Here is a 26,034-nt window from a genome sequence, read left to right as displayed (position 1 = left end):
CAAAAATTGTTGATAACTTGCTTTTTTTGTTCATAAAGAGTGTTGTTTATCGATAAAAAACAAGTACAAACCCCTGTTTTACTGACGTTAATACACTTTTGCAGCTTCTGAAAAACTCACCCCATTTAATAATTCTGAAGCAAGCATTCTCTTTTTTCCTGGAAATTGTAAACTTAATAACTGAATAAAACCGTCTTTTATTGCAATCTTAATTTCTTTTTTACTGCTAATGAGCTTTCCAATCTCGTAAGAATGTGATTCTGAGATTAGTTTTGCTTCATAAATTTTGATGTTCAATTCTTCGTTTTGGTCTTTCAAATAACACCAAGAAGCAGGATACGGACTTAAACCACGAATCAGATTATTGATTTCTGCTCCAGATTTTGTCCAATCAATTTTGCAGTTCTCTTTGTTTAACTTGTACGCTGTTTTGATATCGTCGTTATCTTCTTGAATTGTTGTGGTAACATTTCCGTTTTCAATAACTTTTAAAGTATCAATTACAGTTGCGCTTCCTAAATGCATTAAACGATCATGCAGTTGTCCTGCTGTTTCTTCTGGTTCAATGTCGATTTCAGAATTTAAAATCATGGCGCCAGTGTCAATTTTATCATCAATAAAGAAAGTAGTAACTCCAGTTTTAGTTTCTCCGTTAATAATGGCCCAGTTAATAGGGGCGGCCCCGCGATAATTTGGAAGCAATGAAGCATGAAGATTAAAAGTTCCTAAACTTGGCATTTCCCAAACAACCTTTGGAAGCATTCTAAAGGCAACTACAATTTGTAAATTAGCATTTAGCGCTTTTAATTCTGCTAAGAAATTTTCGTCTTTCAAATTGGTTGGCTGTAATAAAGTAAGATTGTTAGCAAGAGCATATTCTTTTACAGCCGAATATTTTATTTTTTGTCCGCGTCCTGCAGGTTTATCTGAAGCAGTAATTACGCCAACAACTTCATAGTTATTTTTAATAATGGTATCCAAAATGCCAACAGCAAATTCTGGTGTTCCCATAAATATAATTCTCAATTTCTCCATTATGATTTTAAAGTGTATTTATTATTCGCTTGTATAATGATATGATTGTTTTCGAGTAATTCCTGAAGAACCAACAGAATGTCTTTTGCATCCATTTTTATCTGGTTTTCAATTTCTCTCGAAGTCAGAGAAGCTGTTCTAAGCAGAGACAAAATTTTGTCAGCAATCGAATCGGCTTCTGTAATTTTTCCTTTTTGTGTAATGCAGTACGAGCAAATGCCGCAATTTTCGATTGTTTCTTCTCCAAAATAATCCAGAACCAATCTATTTTTGCAGGTTTTGTTGTCTTTTATATAATGTAGAACAGATAAAAGCTGTTCTTTTTTAACCTCATTTTGTTTTTCTAAATATTTCGCAACTCTATTTATAGTAAGATCGTCTTCGCGGACTTCGTTAAACAATATAGTAGCGTCGTTGTTTTTAGATTTGTATTCTATAATTTCTTTTTCTTTCAGTTTTTCTAAAAGAGCGATAACCTGTTCTTCGGGACGATTTGATTTTTTAGCAATTAGCCCTAGATTCAGATTAGACTTCATTTCGTAAACCCCAGGATAAGTTCGTAAAATCGCCAGAATGATTTCTTCGTCATTCGGGTTCAGACTCACGTATCGAATCACTTCTTTAGATTCAATTAAAAACTGAATGCTAATTTTTTCAGAGAATTCCTGAGACATCGTAATAATTCCTTGCTGATTCAAAAACTGTAAAGCATTATAAGTTTTTAAAGTCGGGAACTCATATTTATTGCAGAAATGATTTAACTTGAATGAGAAAGATTCATCTAAACCTTCTCCGTATGCAATCTGAAAATAATTGCAAAGTTTGTTATACATGGTTTTAAGGAACTTCTTGTCGGGAAGAATACTCAAAAACTGTTGTTCTGTCTGGATGGAATCTGAATTGTTATAAAGTAAAACCGAAAAAGCTTTTGCGCCATTTCGTCCAGCGCGCCCCGATTCCTGATAATAATTTTCTAAGTTTTCTGGAAGCTGTGTATGTATAACCGTTTTTACATTGTCTTTGTCAATTCCCATTCCGAAAGCATTCGTGGCTACAATAACCTGCGCCTGCTCAGACATCCACAACTGCATGTTTTTATCTTTTTCTTTTGATGAAAGTCCACCATGATAATATGTAGCCGTAAAGCCAAGTGACTGCAATTGTGAAGACATGTTTAGGCATGCTTTGCGATTTCGCACATATATAATAGAAGGCTGCGGATTTTTTTTGAGAATTTGTTCCGTGCGGTATAATTTATCTTCAACTTCAAAAACCATATAAGCGATATTTTTTCGCTCAAAGGATTGTTGAAAATGTTTTGGATTTTTTAATTCTAACTGCGATCTGATATCTTCAATAACTCTTGGAGTTGCTGTAGCTGTCAAAGCCAAAAACGGAATTTTTGGAAAGAACTTTTTCAGCTCCGAAATTTTAAGATAAGCAGGTCTAAAATCATGACCCCATTGAGAAACACAATGCGCCTCGTCAATAGCAATTAAATTGATGGGTAAATTTTTAATGCGCTCCAGAATCCAATCCGATTGCAAACGCTCTGGAGATAAGTAGAGAAATTTATAATTTCCGTACTGGCAATTATCAAGAAGATCAATCAATTCTTCAGTGTGAATTCCGCCCGTAAGCGCAATCGCTTTTATATCCCTTTTCTGCAGATTAGCTACCTGATCTTTCATTAAAGCAATCAAAGGAGAAATAACAAGACAAATTCCTTCCTGCATCATAGCGGGAACCTGAAAACAAATCGATTTTCCTCCGCCTGTCGGGAGTACCGCAAAAGTATCCTGTCCTTCAAGAACAGAATCGATAATTTCTTTTTGCAACGGTCTAAAACTGTCGTGTTTCCAGTATTTTAGAAGAATATCCTGTGCTCCGAGCATTGCCTTGGTTTTAAAGTTAAAAATTTAGAAAACAGTTTCTAGTTTTGCAACTTTAAACCATACTGCTAAATTTTGTCTAAGATATAAAGAATTCTGTTTTCAACTGTATCTTTAGGAACTTCAATAAGTTCGTAACCATATTTTTTGTAAGTTTCAACAAGGTGCTCTTGGATTTTTACAGCCTGATCAAAATTTTCATAACGTTCAGAATCACTTTGGTAAATTTCTTCCCAAGGCGGTAAAATAAAAGTTTTAGAATATTTATAATCTTCGCACGCTTTAACGAAATTCTCTGGATATTCATCACCAATATAATCCATATAAGCTACCACATCTGGAATTCCTCGGTCAATAAAAACCACATTGTCAGGTTCTTCAAGAGCATTTTTATATTGTTCAATACGACCTTCCAATAACATTTCGCTAAACAAAAGCGGCTGTTCCAGAAACAACTGTTCAATGCCTTGTTGTTGCGCTTTCATGGTAACCTGTCTTGAAATTTCAGGATAGCAGCAAAAGCCACGAGCTACCAATTCGTTAATAAGTGTTGATTTTCCAGTACCTGGTCCGCCAAGCAAGACTATAATTTCTTTTTGCACTATTCTAAAAATAAAGCGCAAATTTACCTAAACTTATTTATAATTAAAAAGAATATTTATCAGAAACGAAAGATTTGGCATTTTTAGTTGGCATGGTTTCCTGCTGTTCGCTACAATCTTTTGCTTTTTAAAGGAAAAAGCAAAAGGATTTTCGCTTCCATCAGGGTTAAAAAGGAGAGATGGTTTTGTTTTTGGAGTTATTGAAAAAATAACTTTAGAAAAGAAAAAAGTCCCAGAGGAACGACATATTTATAGAAGAATTATGCGTTATTAATATAAAGCTCCAGCGGAGCGACGTATTTAAAGTGATTTATATGTCGCTCCGCTGGAGCTTTTTGATGTGTGAGAAATTGTATTTGCTATAAATATTTTGCTCCGCTGGAGCAAACTCTAAATGAAATAACAAAAAAAGCTTTATGCACTTCCCGAAATATTTAAATCTGAATAATTACGTGTAGTCAAATTAATTTTTAAACTAATATTGCAATTTCCGCCGTCACTCATATCTATTAAGTCATATTGAAATTTCTTATCCAAATCAGAATCTTTACAGTAACAATTTACCAAAATTTCTTTTTCTTGTTTTTCATTTACAACAACAATACACTGTTTTAGGTATTGATCTATTTTTCTAAGTTTAGTATTGTTTTTCGAAAAGCATTTTCTTAAAATTTTGTCCAACTCCGCTAATTCGTTCTGAGTTAAATCTGAGGCTTTTAGTTTTCCAGGTTGGTTTTGAAAATATCTTTTGTGAAATTTTTCTTCAAAACTAAAAAAAGCGTAATCATTATAATTTTTTAAATCTAAATGGTTTTTTGTGTAATATAGATTTTTTTTGATTTCAATTTTTAGTGGAAAATCACCATCAATGAATTCGATAAAATTGTTTTTTATGACTGCTTTTGTGCTTCCGTTATAGCGAAAACGTGTTTGACTGAAATAAATAGTGTCGTTTTTTTTATAACAATAATCATTAAATTTTTCTAGTTTTTCATGATTTAAACCTTTTTCATCAATAGTGAAAACGTAAGAACTATCAGAAAAGAATTGAAATTTAAAACTCGAATTTTGTATAAAATTGTAATTATTTATAGCTCTAATCTTTTCAATTTTAGGAGCTGTTTTTTTAGAATTTTCATTTTGACATTGCATGTTTAATGCTAAAATGAAGAATGATAATACATAGTTTATTTTCATAAATCTAGTCTGTTTATTTACTCACAAAACAAATACTTCCCAGAGCTTTTTCCGTTTTTAGAAGGAACAATCAAATGAGATTGGAATTTTTTGCCATTCAAAACATCATTTACAAAATCCAAAACATATTGCTGTCCTTGGTGAAAAAGATAACCCGAAAATTCATGTCCGCCGCCGCAGAAAGTAATCAGTTCGATGTCTTTATGTAAATCAGTCATTTGATTGTAAACGGCATAAGAACCAAAAAGAATTAGCCAGCCAGAAGCATTTGTCGGACAAGAACGGTGCGAACCTGCTGCATAAGGAACTGTGTCATCATTGCTTCCGTGAGCCAATAACATCGGAATTGCTTTTTCTTTCGTAATCAAATTAATATCCTGTATTGCTCCAGAACCACCGATAAAACCTTTGTATTTGAAGTTTTCTGGGAGATTGCTTTTGTATAAATTCATTAATTTATAATCCCAAAACGAAGCATGGAAACCAATTTCTGCTCCAGCGCTAATTCCGGAAATAAAGATTTTTGAAGTATCAAGATTGTATTTATCCGCATTCTCAATCATGAAGGCTGTTGCTTGCCACATATCGCTCACGCCAATTTGAATCGCTTTTATTTTTTCGGTCAAAGTTCCTTTACAGCCAAAATCTTTTCCTTTCATGTATAAACTATATGAAATGCTCGCAACGGCATAACCATTTTGTGACATGAATTTTCCAAAATCTTTTTCATTTGTTCGTTCTCCACCAGAAAAGCCTCCACCAAAAGCAAACATAATCAGCGGAATTTTTTCACCAGCTTTTTTCTTTGGCAGATATAAATCTAGATCCAATTTTAATGTGTCGTTTTGGAAATACGTTAGTGTTTTAATCTCTTGTGCTTGAACTGAATTTAGTGTAAAAGCGATAAGAAGTAAAAGGAGTTTTTTCATTGTAATGTGTTTTAATTTCGCAAAGTCGCGAAGTCGCAAAGTTTTTTTGCCACGAATTTTCGCTAATTATTATTTTTTGATTTGCCAAGTTAATTAAAATTAGGGAAATTGAATTTTAGGATTTAATAATTTGTGTTAATTAGTGTAATTTGTGGCAAAAAAACAGCCTCATTTTTAGAGTCAAAAAATCTAAAATCTAAAATCATAAATCTGAAATCAAAACCGTATATTTGCGTTTATTTTTAATTACGAATGGAGAACGATAAAGAAAAAAACACCGCCGAATTTTACGAAAGATTAAAAGTAGAACTTGATAACGCAAACACTTGGCCAGCAGAATATTTGTATAAATTTATTGTGCCTTCTGTAGGTGATAATGTAGAGCGTGTTGAAAAAGCTTTTGATAGAATGGGAGCGGTTATTAAAACAACAAAATCTAAAACAGGTAAATTTACCAGTGTTTCTGTAGATGTTACGATGCACAGCTCAGATGATGTGATCAGTAAATACAAAGAAGTTTCTACAATAGAAGGTATAGTTTCATTATAAACTTATGATCGAAAAATATAAAAGAGAAGCCGCAAGCGACGTTGTGTATAATTTAGAATACAATTCTGAAAGGCAACGTCTGATTATCCCGGAATATGGTCGTCACTTGCAAAAACTGATTGATCAGGCAACTGCAATCGAAGATGATGAAACGCGCAATAAAGCCGCAAAATATATCATTCAGGTTATGGGAAGCCTAAATCCGCATTTGCGTGATGTGCCAGATTTTCAGCATAAACTTTGGGATCAGCTTTTTATTATGTCTGATTTTAAACTGAATGTTGAGTCTCCTTACCCGATTCCGTCAAGAGATGTTTTGCAGCTAAAGCCAGAGATATTGCAGTATCCGCAGAATTTTCCTAAATACAGATTTTATGGCAATAATATCAAATACATGATTGAAGTTGCAAATAAATGGGAAGAAGGCGAGATGAAAAATGCACTGGTGATGGTCATTGCCAATCACATGAAAAAATCTTTCTTAAGCTGGAACAAAGACACCGTAAAAGATGATGTGATTTTTGAGCATTTATATGAATTATCTGGAGGCAAAATCAATTTATTGCACAGTACAGAAGAACTGCTAAATACAACTGATTTAATGCGTACAAACAAACGTATGTCTAATAAAACTGCTTCTGGAACACAGCCTAAAATTCAGAATAACAAAAACAACAATAACAAAGGCGGTCAGAAAAAGAATTTTCAAAAAAACAATAATCAGAAGTAAAAAAAAAGTTGCTAAGAGGCTATCCCGATAACTATCGGGACTAAGTTGCTAAGTTTTCTTAGACTCTTAGAAATTTTAAAATAAACAAAAACAAAAATAAAAAAGCTGCTAAGCTGCTAAGCTTCTAAGTTGCTGAGTTTTTTTACTTAGAATCTTAGAGTCTCAGAATCTTAGAAACTTTGAAAGAATCTAAAAAAAATCTATGGGAATTTTTAAAATCGAAGGAGGAACTCCTTTAAAAGGAGAAATCACTCCGCAAGGAGCAAAGAATGAGGCATTACAAATTTTATGTGCCGTGCTTCTAACAGGAGAGAAAGTGAAAATTAATAACATTCCTGATATTATAGACATCAATAAATTAATCACTTTGTTGGGGAATTTAGGGGTGAAAATTCAACGTAACGAACCGGGTTCTATTACTTTTCAAGCTGATGAAGTTAATGTTGGATATTTAGAAACTGAAGCTTTCAAAAAAGAAGGTGGAGCGCTTCGTGGTTCTATTATGATTGTTGGTCCGCTTTTGGCTCGTTTCGGAAAAGGATATATTCCAAAACCAGGAGGAGATAAAATCGGTCGCCGTAGATTAGATACACACTTTGAAGGTTTTATTAACCTTGGAGCAAAATTTAGATATAACAGAGAAGATCATTTTTATGGAGTAGAAACTCCGAAAGAAGGTCTTAAAGGAACAGATATGCTTCTAGATGAAGCTTCTGTAACTGGAACTGCAAATATTGTAATGGCTGCGGTTTTAGCAAAAGGAACAACTACAGTTTATAACGCAGCTTGTGAGCCTTACTTACAGCAATTGTGTAAAATGCTTAACTCTATGGGAGCTAAAATCACAGGAGTTGGTTCTAACTTATTGACTATCGAAGGTGTTGAAAGCCTTGGAGGTTGCGAGCACAGAATTCTTCCTGATATGATCGAAATCGGTTCTTGGATTGGTCTTGCGGCTATGACAAAAAGCGAAATCACCATCAAAAATGTTAGCTGGGAAAACTTAGGTTTAATTCCGAACACTTTTAGAAAATTGGGTATTACAGTTGAAAAACGTAATGATGATATTTATATTCCAGCTCACAAAGATGGATATGAAGTAAAAACAGATATTGACGGTTCTATCTTAACTATTGCCGATGCGCCTTGGCCAGGATTTACACCTGACTTATTAAGCATCGTTTTGGTTGTAGCAACTCAAGCTAAAGGAGACGTTTTAATTCACCAAAAAATGTTTGAAAGCCGTTTGTTTTTCGTGGACAAATTAATCGATATGGGAGCAAAAATCATGTTATGTGATCCGCACAGAGCTGTGGTTATGGGGCATAATTTCGAATCTCAATTGAAAGCAACCACAATGTCTTCTCCTGATATTCGTGCAGGAATTTCATTATTGATTGCTGCTCTTTCTGCAAAAGGAACAAGTACAATTCAGAATATCGAGCAAATCGATCGTGGATACGAGCGTATCGATGAGCGTTTAAGAGCAATCGGCGCAAAAATCGTTAGAGCTTAAATAAAAGTTAGCCACGAATTACACAAATTGCACTAATTTTTAATTTTTGAAATTCAATTACACGAATTTAATTTTTAAAAATTAATGAAATAAAACACAATGTTAGTCTTCGTGTAATTTGTGTAATTCGTGGCAAAAAAATAAATGTCTTTAAATGACAAACGAACAAAAAGCTATAAAAGCTACTATCTTTAGTATAGTTGGAAACACCTGCTTGGCCCTTATAAAAGGTCTTGCAGGTTTTTTTGGCAATTCTTATGCCTTAATTGCAGACGCAATTGAATCAACGACGGATATATTTGCGTCTTTTTTGGTGCTGTTTGGAATCAAATATTCGAACAAACCAGCAGATGAAAATCACCCTTATGGTCATGGCCGTGCAGAACCTCTAATTACGTTTTTGGTTGTAGGTTTTTTGATTACTTCGGCAACTATTATTGGTTACGAAAGTATTGCCAATATAGGCACTTCACACGATTTGCCTAAATCTTGGACCTTGTATGTTTTAGGTGCTATTATTATTTGGAAAGAATACTCTTTTCGTTTGGTGATGAAAAGAAGCAAACAAACCAATAGTACTTCTCTAGCTGCCGATGCTTGGCATCATAGAAGCGATGCAATAACTTCTGTAGCAGCTTTTATCGGGATTTCGATTGCTTTAATTATGGGAAAAGGCTACGAATCTGCAGATGATTGGGCTGCACTTTTTGCGGCTTTTTTTATTCTCTACAATAGTTATAAAATTTTCAGACCTGCACTTGGAGAAATCATGGATGAAAATCTAAACGATGATTTGGTAGAAGAAATTCGTGTTGTTGCCTTGACAGTTCCTGGAATACTTGGAACAGAAAAATGTTACATACGAAAAGCTGGAATGCGTTATCATGTCGATCTTCACGCAATAGTTTCAGCTAAAATTTCTGTTAAAGAAGGTCATGATTTATCTCACAAATTACAAGATACATTGAAAGAACAAATTCCGCAGTTAGGAAATGTTTTGATACATATAGAGCCAGATGATTATTCTTAAGGTGCAAAGTTGCAAAGGTTTAAAGGTGCGAAGGTTTAAAGGTGCGAAGGTTTTTTCGCTGAAACTTTTATCAAAGATTGAAATAAAAAATCCGTTTATTATATTAAATAAGCGGATTTTCTATTTGATATATTTGTCTGCTGAGCGTCATGAAGCTTCGAAAAGAAATCTCACAAAGCATTTAAACTCTGAGCCTTTGTCTCTCAGGACCTTAGCATCTTTAATCCAACGCATTTAAAATCTTCAAGCCAAAAACCACCCCATTTTGCTGAATGCCGCCTTGGTAAGAATGAACATAATCGACTCGGAATAATTTGAATTTTCCAAAGCCTAGATTGTCTAATCCAACAGTAAACTCAGAATATGGCTTTCTGTCTGGAATTGCTAAAGCGTGAAAACCAACATTCATTGTCGATTTCAGAAGATTCAACAGCGGAATTTTATTCATGATAAAACCAGTATCATTATATTCTGTGTGTATTTCAAAATAACTATCGTTTGTGCTGTTAGAATAATAAGGCATCATATTAAAGACATTCAAATAGCGATCACTTGTTCCGATGTGAGTTTGATTTCCATTAAAATGTCTATAATCGATAAACGAAATGTTTTCGGCATTAAAGAATTTTCCTCCTCTAAAATTGGTTCCTAAAAGACCTTTATTTCCAAGTGATAAATCGTATTGGACAGAAGCACCGATTCTTTCATATTCATATTTTTTTTCACTTGCCGCGAAAGCTTTTTCAAATGCCAGATAAACTGTAGGATATTTGTCGTTTTTAATGTTGAATCTTCCGTCTGGCCTTGAGATGTATTTACTGCCGAAATTGATTCTTGTTGTCACGAGAGCTTTAAACAAATGATGCTGATCAAATGCTGGAGTTGTAAAATCGTTTGGCGCCAAAGGATTATTAGATGAGTAAACATCATCTTTTTTAAAGAAAGAATAATCGGTTGTGTTGAAAAGCGGTTTACGCTGTTCGTAACCAACTTTTCCGGTAAGATTTATTCCATTTGCAATATCTTGTCCGTAATTGATTTCAGCAAATTCTAAGTTATAAAGCTTCATATAATTGTCTTTAAAGAATAAAGAACTTATAGAATTGACAAATTTGCTAATTGGTTCAGCGCTATTAAACTGGGCTGTTTTTACGCCTCCAGAACCCCATATTGTAGCATGATTTATTGTATTGAAACGATGGCTAAATTCACCAATTGCACGAAAACGTTCGTCAGAAAAGCCATAGTTAAAAGTGGTGCTTATTGAAGTGTTTGTTCCTTTTTCTTCATCCCATTTTCTAAAAGAGAAACCAGAATCCAAATTAAAACCCTGAACGGTATTAAAACTCAAAGAAGCAATGTTAAGCAGGCCTTTATAATCAAAGGAATATTTTTTAAATGTGTTTTTGTAATCATAACCCATTAAAATGTCCCAAACCTTAAACTTATTATTTTTAGCATCAATAGAATCTGTATATTTTTTTGATTTTCTAATGGTTTGCAAACTGTCTTTTTTTGCATAATCACTGCTTTCTTCAATTGTTAGCGGAATTGGACGAATTTCGTTCCAGAAAGCATCATCTTTTTTGTTGGCATTAAGTTCAAAAGCAACAATTTCGTTTCCGAAAGTTTTCTTGTCAAAAGAATCAGGAAATTCATAATTGGAGTATACATAGTTGAAATTCCCAGAAAATTTTATTCCAAAAATGCCTGCATTAAAAGAAAGCGTTTGTGCATTCTTAGACCAGATTTTATTTTTGGTATTGTAGCTAAAACTCTGTTTTAGAGTCATCACTTCTGTAAACTCATTTTTCATTCGATACCCTTTAATATCGAGATCAATGGCATAAATCGCAAAACTGTCATCTACAATATAAATATAACCCTCAAAAACTGGTTCTTTATCACGTTTCGGGATAACTTTGATTTTATTAATCTGGTGGTTATTGTCGTCATAAAAAGTGCTTTCTAATTTGTATTTATAATAATTGAAAGCATTATCGGCGATAGGAGAGATAAGTTTTACATCAAAATCTAAAGTATTGTCATAAAAATCATAAGTCGATAAAGCAGCTGTGTTATAGCTATAACCACGATTGTTTCCTGAAATTTTAGAAGCAATAATTTTCTCTTTTAACTTATCAGGTTTTTCAAAAGTGACTTTCGAAATAGTTTCAGATAAATACAAAATCCCTGTTCCTGTTGAATCTAAATTTGAACCCATATCATCGCCTAAATCTACTTTTTTGCCCAAGATCTTTTTAGGTAGATCTTTGACTTTAAACATTCCTTTCGAATAGAAATCGGCTGTGTATCTTCCGGTTTTATCTGAGTTTTCTTTTTTATTTGCTATTGCACTTTTTATAATAGCATTAGCAGGATTGTTTTTAGGATCAATGATAACTTCATTTAAAGCGAAACTTTCTTCCTGAAGGCTAACATCTACATTGACTAGCCTCGTTGCAGCGATAATAGTTACTTTTTTTGTTTTATAGCCTAAATATTGAAAAGTGATAATGTTTCCTCCAATTTCTTTTACATTCAGCTGATATTTTCCCTGCTCATTTGTAGTGGTTCCAGCATAAGTGTTTTCTTCAAAAACGGATACAAAGGGCAGCGGATTTCCTTTATCGTCTGTTACGGTTCCTCTGATTTGAGCAAAATTGGAAAGTGAAAAAAATAGAAAGGCAAGTATAGTATAGTTTCTCATGCAAGTGTGGTATATCTTACAAAAATATAATAAGTTAAATCTGAGCTTATTAATAATTTGTTAAATTCGATAAGTAACTACTGACTTGTTTGTCAGGCTGAGCGTAGTCGAAGGCCCGTCTTTTTCATTAGCCTTCGACTACGCTCAGGATGACATTTGTTGAAAAAAATTATAAAAATGATTGAATAGCCAATTCGTAACTTTTTAGTCCGAAGCCTAAAATAACACCTTTGGCATTTCCAGATAAATACGATTGATGTCTAAAGCTCTCACGAGCGTAAGTATTTGAAATGTGAACCTCAATTACTGGTGTGGTAACGGCTTTCATAGCATCGCCCAAACCGATAGAAGTATGAGTATAGGCTCCAGCGTTTAGAATAATTCCATCAAATGAAAAACCAACTTCCTGAATTTTACCAATCAGTTCGCCTTCAATATTGCTTTGGTAATAAGAAAGTTCAATATTCGGGAACTTTTGTTTCAACGTTTCAAAATAATCTTCAAAAGTCTGGCTTCCATAAACTTCTGGTTCACGTTTTCCTAAAAGGTTTAAATTGGGGCCGTTGATAATGCAGATTTTCATAAAGTAATTTTGTTTTTAATTAAGTGATGCAAAAGCATTTTACATTTCACAAATGACACTTCACATATAAGTGTAAAAATAAAAAAAACCGCACTAATAAATAGAGCGGTTTTTATAAAAGTATGTGATATTCTTTTAGAACATGAATCCAGCAGAAATTTGGAATACAGAGTTTTTAATGTCAGCATTTTTTGAAGCTTCTGTCAATCCTAAGCCGTAACGTCCTTGCAAAAAGATGTTTTCAGTAAGTTTAACACCTAACCCAGCATTAAGACCAAATTCAAAAGTTTCACCATTCTTAACATCAAAATCATTTCTTTCACTTACCAAGAAAGAAGCTTGTGGACCAACTTCTAAGCTAAAAGTGTTGTTTAAGTAAAATTTAGCCATTACTGGAATAGAAATATATCCTAGTTCGTTTTTTACATCTTCACTAACGTCACTAAATTTATAAGATGCACCAACAGTAGAGTATAAAAGCTCTGGCTGAATAGAGAATTTGTCTAATAATTTTACTTCAGCGACCAAACCAGCATGGTAACTAGTAATTCCATCTTTATTAATTTGGTCTGGAAAGTCTCCAGTTTGACTAGCAAAGTTAACCCCTGCTTTTACCCCTAATTTCAATAATTGTGCTTGTACTGCCGCTGATGTTGCAATGAACATAAAAGCTGCTAAAAGTATTTTCTTCATAAAAAGGTTTTTAAAAATTGGTATTTTAAAATGTTATTTAAAGTTCAAAACTACATATTTAGCATTTTATTGCATTATAATTTGCATTAAATAATTACTAAAATTCCCACTCAAATTGATTTTTTACGTTCGAAAAACCTCTTTTATTCTTTCAATGCTTTGATTTTCAATTGTTCAAAACCGGTTTTATTTTTGTCTTATTTTGATACTTTTTAAACTTATTGGGGAGTATGTTTTGTAGGTCTAATCTTAGTTTTGTTGAATATTAATCAAATAATATTTAAAAAAAATTATGAAAAAAATTGTTTTAGCTGCTATTGCAGTAATGACTTTCGGTTGGGCAAATGCTCAAGAACAAACAGCAAAAGGGAAATGGTTAATTGAAACTAATACTTCTTTCGGGGCTACTAATGTTGGTAATACAGGATTTAGTTTGAGATCTGAAGACGGGGAAACGTCATGGGGACTTGGTGCAGAAGGTGGTTACTTTGTTGCTGATAATTTGGCAGTAAAAGCAGGTCTTGGTTATAATGATTTTGGACACAGTGACAATGCATTTTCTTATAAAGTAGGAGCGAAATATTATTTGTTAAATAAATTTCCTCTTGAAGCTTCTTATACAGGAGCAAGCATTAAAGATGCTAATGAAAATCCTTCGTACTTAGGTTTACAAGGAGGATATGCTTGGTTTGTTGGGAAAAATGTTTCTATTGAACCAGGACTTCGTTACAATATTTCAATGAACGAAGATTATGGAAAAGATGTTTTCCAATTCAATATTGGATTTGCATTACACTTTTAAGATTTAGTTAATAGTGTTTTTTAAGAGCCTTTTCAGAAATGAAAGGGCTTTTGTTTTTATTTTAATTGACTTAATCTAAAATTAACAATCAGCGTGATAGTTACTATTTTATTTGTTAAATTCCTAATAAACATTTATGAAGAATATTTTTATATTTGGACTCATTAATTTAACCCAAAACAAATTAGAATGAAAAAAATTATTTTATCTGCCATTGCAATTATGGCTTTTGCATTCACAAATGCACAGTCAACAAGATTTGGAGTAAAAGGTGGTCTTAACATTTCAAGTATTGTTGGAGGAGATGTAGACAATAGTAAATCATTGGTAGGATTTCATGTTGGTGGTTTAGCAGAAATCCATGTAGTTGAAAAGTTTTTTATTCAGCCTGAGCTTTTATTCTCTGCTCAAGGAGCTAAATTTGATGGTCCTTTTGGATCTGACGCAGACTTAAAATTAAATTATTTAAACATTCCTGTATTAGCAAAGTATTACATTGTTGACAAAAAGTTTAGTGTAGAAGCTGGTCCACAACTAGGTATTTTACTATCAGCTAAATCAGATGGTGAAGATTTCAAAGATTATACTAGATCAACAGATTTAGGCTTTAATTTAGGAGCAGGTTATGATTTTACTGAAAATTTCTTTGTAGGTCTTCGTTATACTATCGGTTTGTCTCCTATTTCTGATAGAGATATTGATGATTCAGATGATTACTATGATAGCGCAAAAAATGGTAATTTTCAGATTTCTTTAGGATATAAATTCTAATCTGAATTTTAAAATATTTGAAAAACCTTCCTGATAACGGAAGGTTTTTTTATGTCTCTATTTAAATATGTATTATTTTATTTACTAAAAAAATAAGGCAATACTTAATAAGTATATTTTTATATTTGGCTAAATTATTTAACCAAAACAAATAAAATGAAGAAAATTTTTTTATCTGCGATTGCAGTTATGGCATTTGGTTTTGCAAATGCACAGAATGGGAACTTTAAAGTTGGAGCTCATGCTGGGGTGGTTTTAGGTGATTTAAGAGATTCCTATTCCGCTAATTTAGGTATTGATGTTGCGTATCTCTGGAATGTTGCTGATAAATTTAGCGTTGGAGCAACTACAGGCTATACTGCTTATGTTCCTAAATCTGATAATTATGATTATGGGGATATATCATACAGGATTAAAAGTCCTAATGCTGGTTTTATTCCATTAGCAGCAACTGCACAATATTCAATAACAGATAATTTGTTTTTTGGTGCTGATTTAGGTTATGCAATTTATGCATCAAGTGGAAGCGGAGATGGAGGTGTTTTGTATCAACCTAAATTTGGTTATCAAAACGAAAAAATTGAATTGTTTGCTTCCTATAAAGCAATATCTGATGATGCAACTCTATCTTCTTTAAATATCGGATTTAATTATAAATTTTAGTTTATAGTTTAATGAGTTTTATAAAACCTTCTCTAAGCAGAGAAGGTTTTTTTGTACCAAAAAATTACTTACTTTGTAAATATGAATTGGAGCAGATATATAAAAGATTATCAGTCGTACTTAAGGATTGAGAGAGGTTTGTCTAAAAATACAATCGAAAACTACGGTTTTGATATTGAACGCTTATGTCTTTTTTTAGAAACCAATCAAATTGATGTTTCTCCAATAAAAATTTCCGATGAGACTTTACAGCAATTTATTTATTCAGTAGCTAAGGAGGTGAATCCGAGGTCGCAAGCAAGGATTATTTCGGGTCTTAAAAGCTTCTTTAACTATCTGGTTTTTGAGGATTATAGAAATGATAATCCTTTAGAATTAATTGAAGCGCCAAAAACTGGTCGAAAATTACCTGATACTTTATCACTTCAGGAAATTGATGCTCTAATAGAAACAATCGATTTGAGCACTAATGAAGGAGAGAGAAATAGAGCCATGCTCGAAACTTTATACGGTTGCGGATTACGTGTTTCTGAATTGATTACACTTAAAATTTCAGATCTTTTTTTTGATGAAGGTTTTATTAAAATTACAGGAAAGGGAAACAAGGAAAGGTTTGTGCCAATAGGGCCGTTAACTCAAAAATATATTGAAATTTACAAAAATGCTGTTCGCTCAAATCTCATTATAAAAAAAGGAGCTGAAGATACTTTGTTCTTAAATAGACGAGGAAATCAGTTAACTCGTGCAATGGTGTTTACTATTATCAAAGATCTTGCCCAAAAGATGGGATTAAAAAAAAGTATTAGTCCGCATACACTGAGACATTCTTTTGCAACTCATCTGCTTGAAAATGGTGCTGACCTAAGATCGATTCAATTAATGCTTGGTCATGAATCTATTACAACTACTGAAATCTACGTGCATTTGGATCGCAGTTTTTTAAAAGAAGTAATGCATAGTTTTCATCCTAGGAGGTAATTATTTTTATAATTGTCTATGTTTTTGTTGTGAAAATTTATATATTGTGTTAAAATTTTGTTTTAATTAAAGCGAAAAACAAAGTTGAGTTTGTTTTTTTTGCTTTATTGAATAAGCCCCAATATCTTAATTTACATAAAAGAGTAGCATATGGTTTTTGATTTATATGGAAATGAAGATTGCTTAGAGGTAAATAATTTTTATAAAAAATTGTTGGCCGAAATGCCTGACCTGCTTTTTCAGTTTGTTATTGATGCTGATAATAATTACACGTTTCCCCTTGTAAGTAAATCAGCAGATGAAATATTTGAACTTTCTTCAACGGATTTTAATAATGATATTAAGTTTATAGTTTACGATCGAATTTTACCTCAAGATCGCGAACTTTTTTTTCAGTCTTTAGTCAAAGCTAGAAAAGAAATAAAACCTTGGAAAATTGAATTTAGGGCTACTCTTCCTGAAAAAGGAATTCGCTGGTTCAAAATTGCTGCCAAAACAGAATCTGCAGCAAATGGAAATGTTGTCTTTTATGGGCATGTTTCAGATATTACTGAATTAAAAGATAAAGAAGAAAAGCTTCGAATTTCTGAAGAGCGTTTTCAATTTGCTCTAGATGCATCCACTGCTGGAATTTGGGACTGGGATATGGTTACTAATAGGGTTTTTTACTCTTCTTTGTCTCTTAAAATCTTAGAATTAGAATCTACTGATATTTTTGATGATCCGGAGCGATGGGATAAAATTGTGCACCCTGATGATCTTCCAAAATATTATTCAGATATACATGAACATTTTGACAATAAAATTCCGTTTTATGAAAATTACCATCGTGTAATGACTTCTAGCGGTAATTACAAGTGGATTTTAGATCGCGGAAAAGTAATTAAGCGCGATGAAAACGGAAAGCCTTTGCGTGTAATTGGAACGCATACAGATGTTTCGGCTCAGAAAGAAAAAGAACTTGAGCTTATGAAAACCATGAAGCTATATAGCGATCAAAATAGCCGTTTATTAAACTTTTCGCATATTGTTTCCCATAATCTAAATACACAAGCCGGAAATATAAAATCAATTTTAGATCTTATTGATGCCGATGTTAGTAAGCAGACTGTAGCTGAAATGCTGGAATACTTGCGAGCTGTTTCTAACGATCTGAATGAAACTATTTCAAATCTTACTCAAATTGTAAAAACGCAGAGTAATATCAATATTGCTGTCGTTCCGCTAAAACTTTGCGAGTATATCGAGAAAACTATTTCGACGATTAAAGGATATCATCAACAGCGAAAGGTTACTATTATAAACAATGTTCCGAAGTATTTGACGATTAATTTTAATCCTGCTTATATGGAAAGTGTTTTGTTGAATTTTACAACAAACGCGATTAAATATGCACATCCAGATCGAGATCCAATCATTACTTTTGATTTTGCAATCGAACCCGAAGGATTTAAATCGCTTACGATTACAGATAATGGTCTCGGAATCGATTTGAAAATCTACGGTGATTTGCTATTTGGGATGTATAAAACTTTTCATAAACATGAAGAGGCGAGAGGTATTGGTTTATACATTACAAGAAATCAAATTGAAGCAATGAAAGGAACGGTTGCAGTAGAAAGTGAAGTTGGGGTAGGAACAAGTTTTAAAATTATTTTTAATGATATGTAAAACTTAAATTATTATAAAAAATAAAGGCTGTCAATTGACAGCCTTTGTTTTTTTATATTTTCTTTGGATTATTTAGCAATGTTTACAGCTCTTGTTTCTCTAATAACTGTAACTTTTACCTGTCCAGGATAAGTCATTTCTGTTTGAATTTTTTGTGAAATTTCGAAAGATAAGTTTGCAGCATTATCATCAGAAACTTTTTCGCTTTCTACAATTACACGAAGTTCTCTACCAGCTTGAATTGCGTAAGCATTTTTAACTCCGCTGAATCCGTAAGCTACATCTTCAAGGTCTTTCAAACGTTGAATGTAAGAATCAAGAACCTGACGTCTAGCGCCTGGTCTAGCTCCAGAAATAGCATCACAAACCTGAATAATTGGAGACAGTAAAGATTTCATTTCAATCTCATCATGGTGCGCTCCAATTGCGTTGCATACTTCTTCTTTCTCACCGTATTTCTCAGCCCATTGCATACCTAAAAGCGCGTGTGGCAAATCACTTTCTGTATCCGGCACTTTTCCGATATCGTGTAATAAACCAGCTCTTTTTGCTAATTTCACGTTCAATCCTAATTCTGCAGCCATGATACCACAAAGTTTAGAAACCTCTCTTGAGTGCTGTAATAAGTTTTGTCCGTAAGAAGAACGGTATTTCATTCTACCAACCACTTTAATTAATTCTGGGTGTAAGCCGTGAATACCTAAGTCAATAACGGTACGTTTTCCAACTTCAATAATTTCGTCGTCGATTTGTTTTGCAGTTTTTGCAACAACTTCCTCAATACGAGCTGGGTGAATACGTCCGTCAGTTACTAATTTGTGTAAAGACAGACGAGCAATTTCTCTACGAACAGGATCGAAACAAGAAAGGATAATAGCTTCTGGTGTGTCATCAACAATAATTTCCACTCCAGTTGCAGCTTCAAGCGCTCTAATGTTACGTCCTTCACGTCCAATAATACGTCCTTTTACATCATCAGATTCAATGTTGAAAACAGATACACAGTTTTCAACTGCTTCTTCTGTTCCAACTCTTTGGATCGTATTAATGATGATTTTTTTAGCTTCCTGCTGTGCAGTAAGTTTTGCCTCTTCAATTGTTTCTTGAATATGAGACATTGCTTTTGTTTTAGCTTCAGCTTTTAAACCTTCTACCAATTGTTCTTTAGCTTCTTCAGCAGAAAGACCAGAGATAACCTCTAATTGCTGTAACTGGCTTTTGTGAAGTTTGTCAACTTCAGCCTGTTTTTTGTCTAAAACCTCAATTTTATTGTTGTATTCAGCTGTTTTAGCTTCAAAGTCTTCGTTTACTTTTTTAGCTTTAGAAAGTTCGTTAGAAACTTGAGATTCTTTATCGCGAACGCGTTTTTCTACTTCAGCAACTTTTTTATCGCGTGCTAAAATAACTTGTTCGTGTTCTGATTTAAGTTCGATAAAACGCTCTTTTGCTTGAAGAATTTTATCTTTTTTGATATTTTCTGCTTCTAAATTTGCGTCTTTTAAGATAGAAGCCGCTTCTTTTTTAGCGTTTTTAATTAGGTTTGAAATATTACTTTTCTCGATAATTTTAGCTATTGCAAATCCTGCTGCAATACCTACAATACCAATAATGATCGTTATGATGTCCATGTTTGTTAGGGTTTATATATAAAAAAAGCCTACATTAATTGCTTGTATAAACTCGTAAAGACAAGTTTTGAGCTAACTCACTGTTCAAGTTTCCCAGCCAAATGGAGGGCATACTATAGTAGCGACGATTTGCTCATTCTAAATTGTTAGTGTTGAGTTTACCAAATGTGAACTAATGTAGGCAGTATCTTAGTTTCTGTAAAGAACGTTTAATTTTCGAGATATTGATCTAAAAGCGTGTTTAATCTTTTAATTCTTTCGATAGTCTCTTCTCCATCGATTGCATTATCAATCTGTTTTTGTTCTACTTGCGATGCAAATTGTAATGCACACATGGCTAGAACATCTTGTTTGTCACGAACCGCGTAATTTTCTTCGAACTGCTTAATCATAGCATCAATTTTTTTAGAAGCACTTCTAAGTCCTTCTTCTTGAGCGGGTTCAACCGTAAGTGGGTAAACGCGATCGGCAATTGATATTTTAATTCTAAGCTTTCCGTCCATATTATTAATCTGATAATTGCGCTATGCAGTAATCAATTTCGCGAATTAATGAATTTATTTTAAGCTTTGTCTCTCTCTTGTTATTGTCGCTGCCAAGCAACGAATTGGCTATCTTAAGTGTTTCATTTTGCTTCTTCAAAGCTTCCATTTCCTCAGATTGTTTCTGGATAATTTGCGCAGCTTTGGCTAGTTCTAATCGTAATACTTGATTGTTTTGTTCAAAGGCTTTCGATTTCTCAAAAAGCTTTTCAACTTTATATTCAAGAGTATCAATTATTTCTGCAATTACACTCATTATGCATCCTATTCATTACTTAATCCTACAAAGTTAATATTCCTTTTTATTAATGCAATTTTTTATCGATTTTTTTGCATTAATTTAGATAAATATATTGTAATTCAATTAATTGTGATTTTGAAGCCTTTTTCTTGCTTTTATTGGCTTGTTTTTGCTTATCTTAGCAAAAATGTTGTTTATGAGATTATATGTACTTGCCCTTTTAATTTGTAATTCTGTGTTTGCTCAAACACAATATCCTAAAGATTATTTCCGTCCGCCATTAGATATTCCAATGCAACTTTCTGGTAATTTCGGTGAGTTGAGACCTAATCATTTCCATGCAGGTTTTGATTTAAAGACCAATCAAAGAGAAGGTTTAACTGTACATGCAATTGCTGATGGATATGTGTCAAGAATTAAAATTTCGACATTTGGAAATGGAAAATGTATTTATATCACGCATCCAAACGGGTATACTTCTGTTTATGGGCATTTGCAAACACCAACTGGGGCAATTTTAGATTATGTAAAAAAAACGCATTACAAAGAAAAAGCCTATGAGATTGAAATGTTTCCAAAACCAGACGAACTTCCTGTGAAAAAGGGTGATATAATCGGACTTTCAGGAAACACAGGTTCGTCAGAAGGACCGCATCTTCATTTTGAAATTCGAGATACTAAAACAGAATTTGTTATCAACCCGATTTTCTTTGGCTTTGACCAAAATTTAAAAGATACTAAAAAACCAACCTTATCTAGTTTATATGTTTATCCGTTGGATAATGCTACGGTAAACCAATCTAAACAGCCTCTTCTGGTAAACATGGCGCTTCAAAAAGACGGAACTTATCTAGCTTCAAAAGTTAAGGCAAACGGAAAAATTGGTTTTGGAATTAATGCTATTGATACGGATGATGTGTCACATAACAGAAATGGGGTTTTTAACGTTTCGACTTTTTTAAACGGAAATCAGAATTATAACTATCAATTTAATACTTATTCTTTTGATGAAATGCGCTACATCAACGCTTTGATTGATTATTCTCGATATAAAAAATCTGGACAGCGTGTTCAGAAACTTTTTATGAAAACGCCTTTCGCTTTAAGTATTATTAAAACCGATTCACTTCGCGGTATTGTAAAAGCAGAATCTAATTTAACTTCAAATTACAAAATCGAGGTTTCAGATTATTTTGGGAATATGAATTCGATCACGGTTCCAATTGAGTTTGATACTGCAACACCTCTTGTGGAGTCAGAGTCAGTTAACGGAAAGTATTTTATAAAATATAATAGAGATGCCAATTTTGAGAAAGATAACATGTCGGTTTTCTTTCCTGCTGGAACTTTCTACGATGATTTTAATATGAATTTTGATGTTAGAAGTAATAAACTTTTTATTCATGACGATACGGTTCCAGTACATTCTAATTTTACAATTACCATAAAAGATGATACTTATCCAGAATCATTAAGAGATAAACTTTATATTGGTAAAGGGACAAGTTATAACGGAACAATCAGAAAAGGAGATGTTTTTACTGCGAAAGCAAAAATATTAGGTACATACGGCTTAGTTCTCGATACAATTCCGCCAGTTATTAAAATTGCAAAACCAATTGAAGGAAAATGGATTAGCGATCAAAAGAAAATTGATTTAACGATAAGCGATTCTCTGTCTGGCATAAAATCTTATAATGGCTATTTGAACGGAAGTTGGGTCTTGTTTGAATACGAAAATAAAGCCAGAAGAATTACGCATACTTTTGACGATCAATATTTAGCAGAAGGTGAAAACGTATTAAAAGTTGAAGTTGTTGATAATGTAGGAAATACTACTATCTTTGAAACTCGTTTTTTTAGAAGTCAACAAAAATAAAACTCCAAAATCTTTGAATTACAACAGGTTTACATTCGTTTTTCTTTTTTTATTTTTCAGCTGTATTGCTTTAGCTCAAAATGCCCGCGTAAAAGGGATAATTTTAGATGTGGAAAAACATCCTGTTGGGGGCGTAAATATTTCGTCTCAAGGAACTGCTGGGCAATCTGATGCAAATGGATTTTATGAAATTGAAATTCCATCAAACAAAAAGGTTTCGCTGATTTTTACTCACGTTTCTTTAAAAATGATGAGTTTGACGGTCAGTTTAAAAACAAATGAAGTATTTGTTTTTAATCCGATTATGAGTAATTCGGAAGAGCAAATGGGAGAAGTTTTTGTTTCTTCTGGAAACAGAAAAAGAGTTCAGGGAATTACTTCGGTTGATACTGAAACCATAAAAAAGATTCCAGGCGCCAACGCAGGAATCGAAAATATTCTGAAAACGCTTCCTGGTGTTAATTCAAATAACGAATTGAGCACTCAATATATGGTTCGTGGCGGAAATTATGACGAAAATCTGGTTTATGTAAATGAAGTAGAAGTATATCGTCCGTTTTTAATTCGCTCGGGACAGCAGGAAGGACTTAGTTTTACCAATACAGATTTAGTCCAAAATGTTGAATTTTCTGCGGGTGGATTTCAGGCAAAGTTCGGCGATAAATTATCTTCTGTTTTGGATATTACATATCGAAAGCCAACTCAGTTTGGGGCAGCTTTTGAAGCCAGTTTTTTAGGAGGAAGCGCTGCAGTCGATTTAGTTTCAAAAAATAAAAAATGGTCTGCGGTAACAGGAGTTCGTTACAGAAATAATAGTCTTTTGGTAAATAGCCAAGATACAGATACTAATTATAAGCCAACTTTTGCCGATATTCAAACCAATGTGAATTATGATATTTCTGAAAAATGGCAAATGAGCTTTTTAGGAAATATTTCTCAAAACAAATATTCGTATGAGCCTTTAGTTCGTCAGACTAATTTTGGTACTTTAGATCAGCCAATGGCACTTGCAGTTTATTACGACGGACAGGAAAAAGATCAATATAATACTTATTTTGGAGCTTTAAAAACTACTTTTAAAGCATCGCCAACGCTTACTCTGAAATTAATTGGATCTTTGTTTCATACCACAGAACAAGAGCATTTTGATATTTTGGCACAATATCGTTTAGGGAATGTAAATGCTGAAGATCCAGAAAATGCATCTGCAGTTGATTTTACTCGCGGAATTGGTTCTCAGCTGAATCATGCCCGAAATGATTTGGATGCCCTAATCGCAAATATTGAATTGAAAGGAACTAAAGATTGGAAAGAAAGCCAGTTGGAATTTGGTTTAAAATATACTAGGGAATCTATTCGAGATCGAGTAGTGGAGTGGGAAGTTATTGACTCGGCAGGATTTTCTATAAATCCGCCTTTAGTCATTCTTCCAAAAAATAATCAGCCTTATACACCTTATACAGGACCGCTTTTGCCATATCAAAATATTCGGGCGACCAATTTTAATACCATAAATCGATTCTCAGGTTACGCTCAATGGAACAAACAATCAGAAATTGGTTCGAGCCAGATCTGGTATCATTTGGGAGCGCGTTTTCAAGGCTGGAATGTTGCGGGAGCTTTAGAAGAAGGAAAAACACAGTTTGTGGTAAGTCCGCGTGCGCAATTTGCGATAAAGCCAGATTGGGATCGTGATATGGTTTTCAGGATTTCAGGCGGCTTATATCATCAACCTCCGTTTTATAGAGAATTGCGAGATTTGGAAGGAGTTGTGAATCCGAATGTGAAAGCTCAGGAAGCTGTTCATGTCGTTTTAGGGAACGATTATAATTTTAAAATGTGGAATCGTCCTTTTAAATGGGTGACGGAGCTGTATTATAAATCACTTTCTGATGTAAATGTGTATTCGATTGATAATGTTCGAATTCGCTACGTTGCCAATAACAATGCAAAAGCCTATGCGCAAGGTCTTGATTTTAGATTAAATGGAGAGTTTGTGCCGGGAACTGAATCTTGGATAAGTTTTGGATATTTGAAAACCGAAGAAAATTACGAAAATAGAGGCTATATTGCTCGTCCGACGGATCAGCGTTTGAAATTTGCAATGCTTTTTCAAGACTACATGCCGAATATTCCAAGTGTAAAAGTGTATTTGAATTTAGTTTATAATACAGGATTGCCAGGAGGTGCGCCAGCATATTCAGATCCGTATTTATATCAAAACCGATTGAATGATTACAGAAGAGCTGATATTGGTTTTGCAAAGGTTTTTGTTGACGCAAGTACGCAAAACACAAAAAAAGGCTGGCTGAAAAACTTTAAAGAATTAGCTGTTGGATTGGAAATTTTCAATCTTTTCAATAATCAAAACGCTATTACCAATACTTGGGTTCGTGATGTGTATTCAAAAAATCAATATGCGATTCCAAATTATATGACTTCGAGGGTTTTTAACGTTAAGATAAATGCGAGGTTGTAATCTGCTTCGTAATTGTTCAGTAAAATTCAATAAAACTCAAAAATACAATCAAAAATAGTATATTTGATAATCGTATATAATCATTGTAGATGAAAAAGTATTTTAAATATATCGCCCTAATACTTATCGGAACAGTAATAAGTTGCCGAGAAGAAGTTCAAAAACCGAAAGTAAGTTATGGCGCTTCAAACAAAGTAAGTGTTACTAAAGCCGATACAACTCAAATTGAAATAGCAGATTTGCCAATTCAAATGGAAGGAACTAATTATTTAATTCATCCAGTTGGAGATTTAAGAGTTTTTGAAAGAGGATCTAAAGCTAGATTTGGTTCGTCGAGCGTAAATGATGTGAGTTTTACAATTTCTAATTTAGGCGAATATGAAATAACGGGATATCTGCAGAATTTAAAATTCCAAAAAGTAGATTCAGATTCTATCCGACCTTTATCTGATAAACCAGTTTTGATTTTAACTGCTACGTATTTAAAAACGGTTGCAGACAAAACACATAATAACGTGATGGTTTACACGCTTACGGATTCTGATACCAATAAAGATGGTAAAATAGATACTAGCGACATTAAAACTTTATATTTAAGTGACATCAGCGGAGAAAATTTTACCAAAGTTTCAGCTGATTTACAAGAGTTGGTCGATTGGAGTTTAATTGAATCTAAAAACCGTTTATATTTTAGAACTATTGAAGATACCAATCAAAACGGTCAGTTTGATAAAAATGATGTTCTTCATTACAATTATATAGATTTGGCTTCTAAAAAATGGGAAGTGAAAAGTTATAAACCTATCTAAGTTGCTAAGGTTTTTAAGATTCTAAGATTCTAAGTTTTTTGCCACAGATTAAAAGGATTAAAAAGATTTTTTATAAAAGAGAGAGGCTGTTTCAATTTATTGAAA

The 26,034-nt window shown here is 33.1% G+C and carries 23 protein-coding genes; 12 read left to right on the top strand and 11 right to left on the bottom strand.

The genetic code is table 11. From position 1 onward, the window contains the following. Positions 1 to 87: 87 nt before the first annotated feature. The 5 genes from fmt to PQ463_RS13880 all read right to left on the bottom strand — a co-directional run bounded on the left by fmt (position 88) and on the right by PQ463_RS13880 (position 5,655). Positions 88 to 1,035, bottom strand: a complete 948-nt coding sequence (fmt, locus tag PQ463_RS13900; protein ID WP_274254211.1) for a methionyl-tRNA formyltransferase — start codon at positions 1,033 to 1,035, stop codon at positions 88 to 90. Further along, positions 1,035 to 2,930 carry a RecQ family ATP-dependent DNA helicase gene (locus PQ463_RS13895; RefSeq protein WP_274254210.1) on the bottom strand — a complete coding sequence of 632 codons (1,896 nt, stop codon included), beginning with the start codon at positions 2,928 to 2,930 and terminating at the stop codon, positions 1,035 to 1,037. The genes fmt and PQ463_RS13895 overlap by 1 nt, the downstream gene beginning before the upstream one ends. A 65-nt stretch (positions 2,931 to 2,995) precedes the next feature. Continuing rightward, positions 2,996 to 3,529 carry an AAA family ATPase gene (locus tag PQ463_RS13890; protein WP_111380110.1) on the bottom strand — a complete coding sequence of 178 codons (534 nt, stop codon included), beginning with the start codon at positions 3,527 to 3,529 and terminating at the stop codon, positions 2,996 to 2,998. 414 nt (positions 3,530 to 3,943) lie between these two features. Further along, positions 3,944 to 4,726, bottom strand: a complete 783-nt coding sequence (locus PQ463_RS13885) for a hypothetical protein (protein ID WP_274254209.1) — start codon at positions 4,724 to 4,726, stop codon at positions 3,944 to 3,946. Between the two features lie 17 nt (positions 4,727 to 4,743). Beyond that, a complete protein-coding gene (locus tag PQ463_RS13880; RefSeq protein ID WP_274254208.1) occupies positions 4,744 to 5,655 on the bottom strand; it encodes an alpha/beta hydrolase family protein in 912 nt (303 codons plus the stop codon). A gap of 252 nt (positions 5,656 to 5,907) precedes the next feature. Here PQ463_RS13880 and PQ463_RS13875 point away from each other — a divergent pair, with 252 nt between their 5' ends. From PQ463_RS13875 to PQ463_RS13860, 4 genes are all read left to right on the top strand, one after another. Further along, on the top strand, positions 5,908 to 6,204 hold the full coding sequence (locus PQ463_RS13875) for a DUF493 family protein (protein ID WP_111285800.1): 297 nt from the start codon (positions 5,908 to 5,910) through the stop codon (positions 6,202 to 6,204). Between the two features lie 4 nt (positions 6,205 to 6,208). Then, complete coding sequence (locus PQ463_RS13870; RefSeq protein ID WP_111424556.1) at positions 6,209 to 6,934, top strand: DUF4290 domain-containing protein; 726 nt, start codon at positions 6,209 to 6,211, stop codon at positions 6,932 to 6,934. A 202-nt stretch (positions 6,935 to 7,136) separates the two neighbouring features. Further along, the gene (gene murA / locus PQ463_RS13865; protein WP_144338813.1) at positions 7,137 to 8,450 is read left to right on the top strand and encodes a UDP-N-acetylglucosamine 1-carboxyvinyltransferase; all 1,314 of its coding nucleotides are present in this window, start codon (positions 7,137 to 7,139) and stop codon (positions 8,448 to 8,450) included. 154 nt (positions 8,451 to 8,604) lie between these two features. Next, the gene (locus tag PQ463_RS13860; protein ID WP_274254207.1) at positions 8,605 to 9,480 is read left to right on the top strand and encodes a cation diffusion facilitator family transporter; all 876 of its coding nucleotides are present in this window, start codon (positions 8,605 to 8,607) and stop codon (positions 9,478 to 9,480) included. Positions 9,481 to 9,700: 220 nt separating this feature from the next. On the opposite strand, the gene PQ463_RS13855 is transcribed toward PQ463_RS13860, so the two are convergent. From PQ463_RS13855 to PQ463_RS13845, 3 genes are all read right to left on the bottom strand, one after another. Further along, complete coding sequence (locus PQ463_RS13855; RefSeq protein WP_274254206.1) at positions 9,701 to 12,190, bottom strand: DUF5686 and carboxypeptidase regulatory-like domain-containing protein; 2,490 nt, start codon at positions 12,188 to 12,190, stop codon at positions 9,701 to 9,703. A gap of 169 nt (positions 12,191 to 12,359) precedes the next feature. Further along, positions 12,360 to 12,773 (bottom strand): type II 3-dehydroquinate dehydratase, encoded by a 414-nt coding sequence (gene aroQ / locus PQ463_RS13850; RefSeq protein ID WP_066035150.1) that lies wholly within the window; start codon positions 12,771 to 12,773, stop codon positions 12,360 to 12,362. Positions 12,774 to 12,908: 135 nt separating this feature from the next. After that, entirely contained in the window at positions 12,909 to 13,466 is a 558-nt protein-coding gene (locus PQ463_RS13845) for a porin family protein (RefSeq protein WP_111424559.1), read from the bottom strand. Between the two features lie 292 nt (positions 13,467 to 13,758). Between PQ463_RS13845 and PQ463_RS13840 the strand changes: the two genes are divergently transcribed. From PQ463_RS13840 to PQ463_RS13820, 5 genes are all read left to right on the top strand, one after another. Continuing rightward, positions 13,759 to 14,268 carry a putative outer membrane beta-barrel protein gene (locus PQ463_RS13840; RefSeq protein ID WP_274254205.1) on the top strand — a complete coding sequence of 170 codons (510 nt, stop codon included), beginning with the start codon at positions 13,759 to 13,761 and terminating at the stop codon, positions 14,266 to 14,268. 189 nt (positions 14,269 to 14,457) lie between these two features. Then, the gene (locus tag PQ463_RS13835; protein ID WP_274254204.1) at positions 14,458 to 15,039 is read left to right on the top strand and encodes a porin family protein; all 582 of its coding nucleotides are present in this window, start codon (positions 14,458 to 14,460) and stop codon (positions 15,037 to 15,039) included. A gap of 156 nt (positions 15,040 to 15,195) precedes the next feature. Further along, the gene (locus tag PQ463_RS13830; protein WP_274254203.1) at positions 15,196 to 15,702 is read left to right on the top strand and encodes a hypothetical protein; all 507 of its coding nucleotides are present in this window, start codon (positions 15,196 to 15,198) and stop codon (positions 15,700 to 15,702) included. Positions 15,703 to 15,783: 81 nt separating this feature from the next. Then, positions 15,784 to 16,680 carry a site-specific tyrosine recombinase XerD gene (gene xerD, locus PQ463_RS13825; RefSeq protein ID WP_274254202.1) on the top strand — a complete coding sequence of 299 codons (897 nt, stop codon included), beginning with the start codon at positions 15,784 to 15,786 and terminating at the stop codon, positions 16,678 to 16,680. Positions 16,681 to 16,830: 150 nt separating this feature from the next. Next, a complete protein-coding gene (locus tag PQ463_RS13820; protein ID WP_274254201.1) occupies positions 16,831 to 18,351 on the top strand; it encodes a sensor histidine kinase in 1,521 nt (506 codons plus the stop codon). Between the two features lie 68 nt (positions 18,352 to 18,419). Here PQ463_RS13820 and rny read toward each other — a convergent pair whose 3' ends face one another. The 3 genes from rny to PQ463_RS13805 form a co-directional block, all read right to left on the bottom strand. Then, the gene (gene rny, locus PQ463_RS13815; RefSeq protein WP_111380131.1) at positions 18,420 to 19,979 is read right to left on the bottom strand and encodes a ribonuclease Y; all 1,560 of its coding nucleotides are present in this window, start codon (positions 19,977 to 19,979) and stop codon (positions 18,420 to 18,422) included. Between the two features lie 209 nt (positions 19,980 to 20,188). Then, a complete protein-coding gene (locus PQ463_RS13810) occupies positions 20,189 to 20,482 on the bottom strand; it encodes a cell division protein ZapA (protein ID WP_008464801.1) in 294 nt (97 codons plus the stop codon). A 4-nt stretch (positions 20,483 to 20,486) separates the two neighbouring features. Then, a complete protein-coding gene (locus PQ463_RS13805) occupies positions 20,487 to 20,777 on the bottom strand; it encodes a hypothetical protein (protein WP_008464802.1) in 291 nt (96 codons plus the stop codon). A gap of 181 nt (positions 20,778 to 20,958) precedes the next feature. Between PQ463_RS13805 and PQ463_RS13800 the strand changes: the two genes are divergently transcribed. The 3 genes from PQ463_RS13800 (at position 20,959) to PQ463_RS13790 (ending at position 25,929) form a co-directional block, all read left to right on the top strand. After that, positions 20,959 to 22,641, top strand: a complete 1,683-nt coding sequence (locus tag PQ463_RS13800; protein ID WP_274254200.1) for a M23 family metallopeptidase — start codon at positions 20,959 to 20,961, stop codon at positions 22,639 to 22,641. 13 nt (positions 22,642 to 22,654) lie between these two features. Continuing rightward, entirely contained in the window at positions 22,655 to 25,120 is a 2,466-nt protein-coding gene (locus PQ463_RS13795) for a TonB-dependent receptor plug domain-containing protein (RefSeq protein ID WP_274254199.1), read from the top strand. An 89-nt stretch (positions 25,121 to 25,209) separates the two neighbouring features. After that, positions 25,210 to 25,929, top strand: coding sequence for a CREC-EF hand family protein (locus PQ463_RS13790; protein WP_274254198.1), 720 nt, complete (start codon positions 25,210 to 25,212; stop codon positions 25,927 to 25,929). The last annotated feature ends 105 nt before the right edge of the window (positions 25,930 to 26,034 follow it).

This window comes from Flavobacterium sp. KACC 22763 (genome assembly GCF_028736155.1).
Taxonomy (GTDB): Bacteria; Bacteroidota; Bacteroidia; order Flavobacteriales; family Flavobacteriaceae; genus Flavobacterium.
This window is presented reverse-complemented; position numbering and strand designations above follow the sequence as displayed.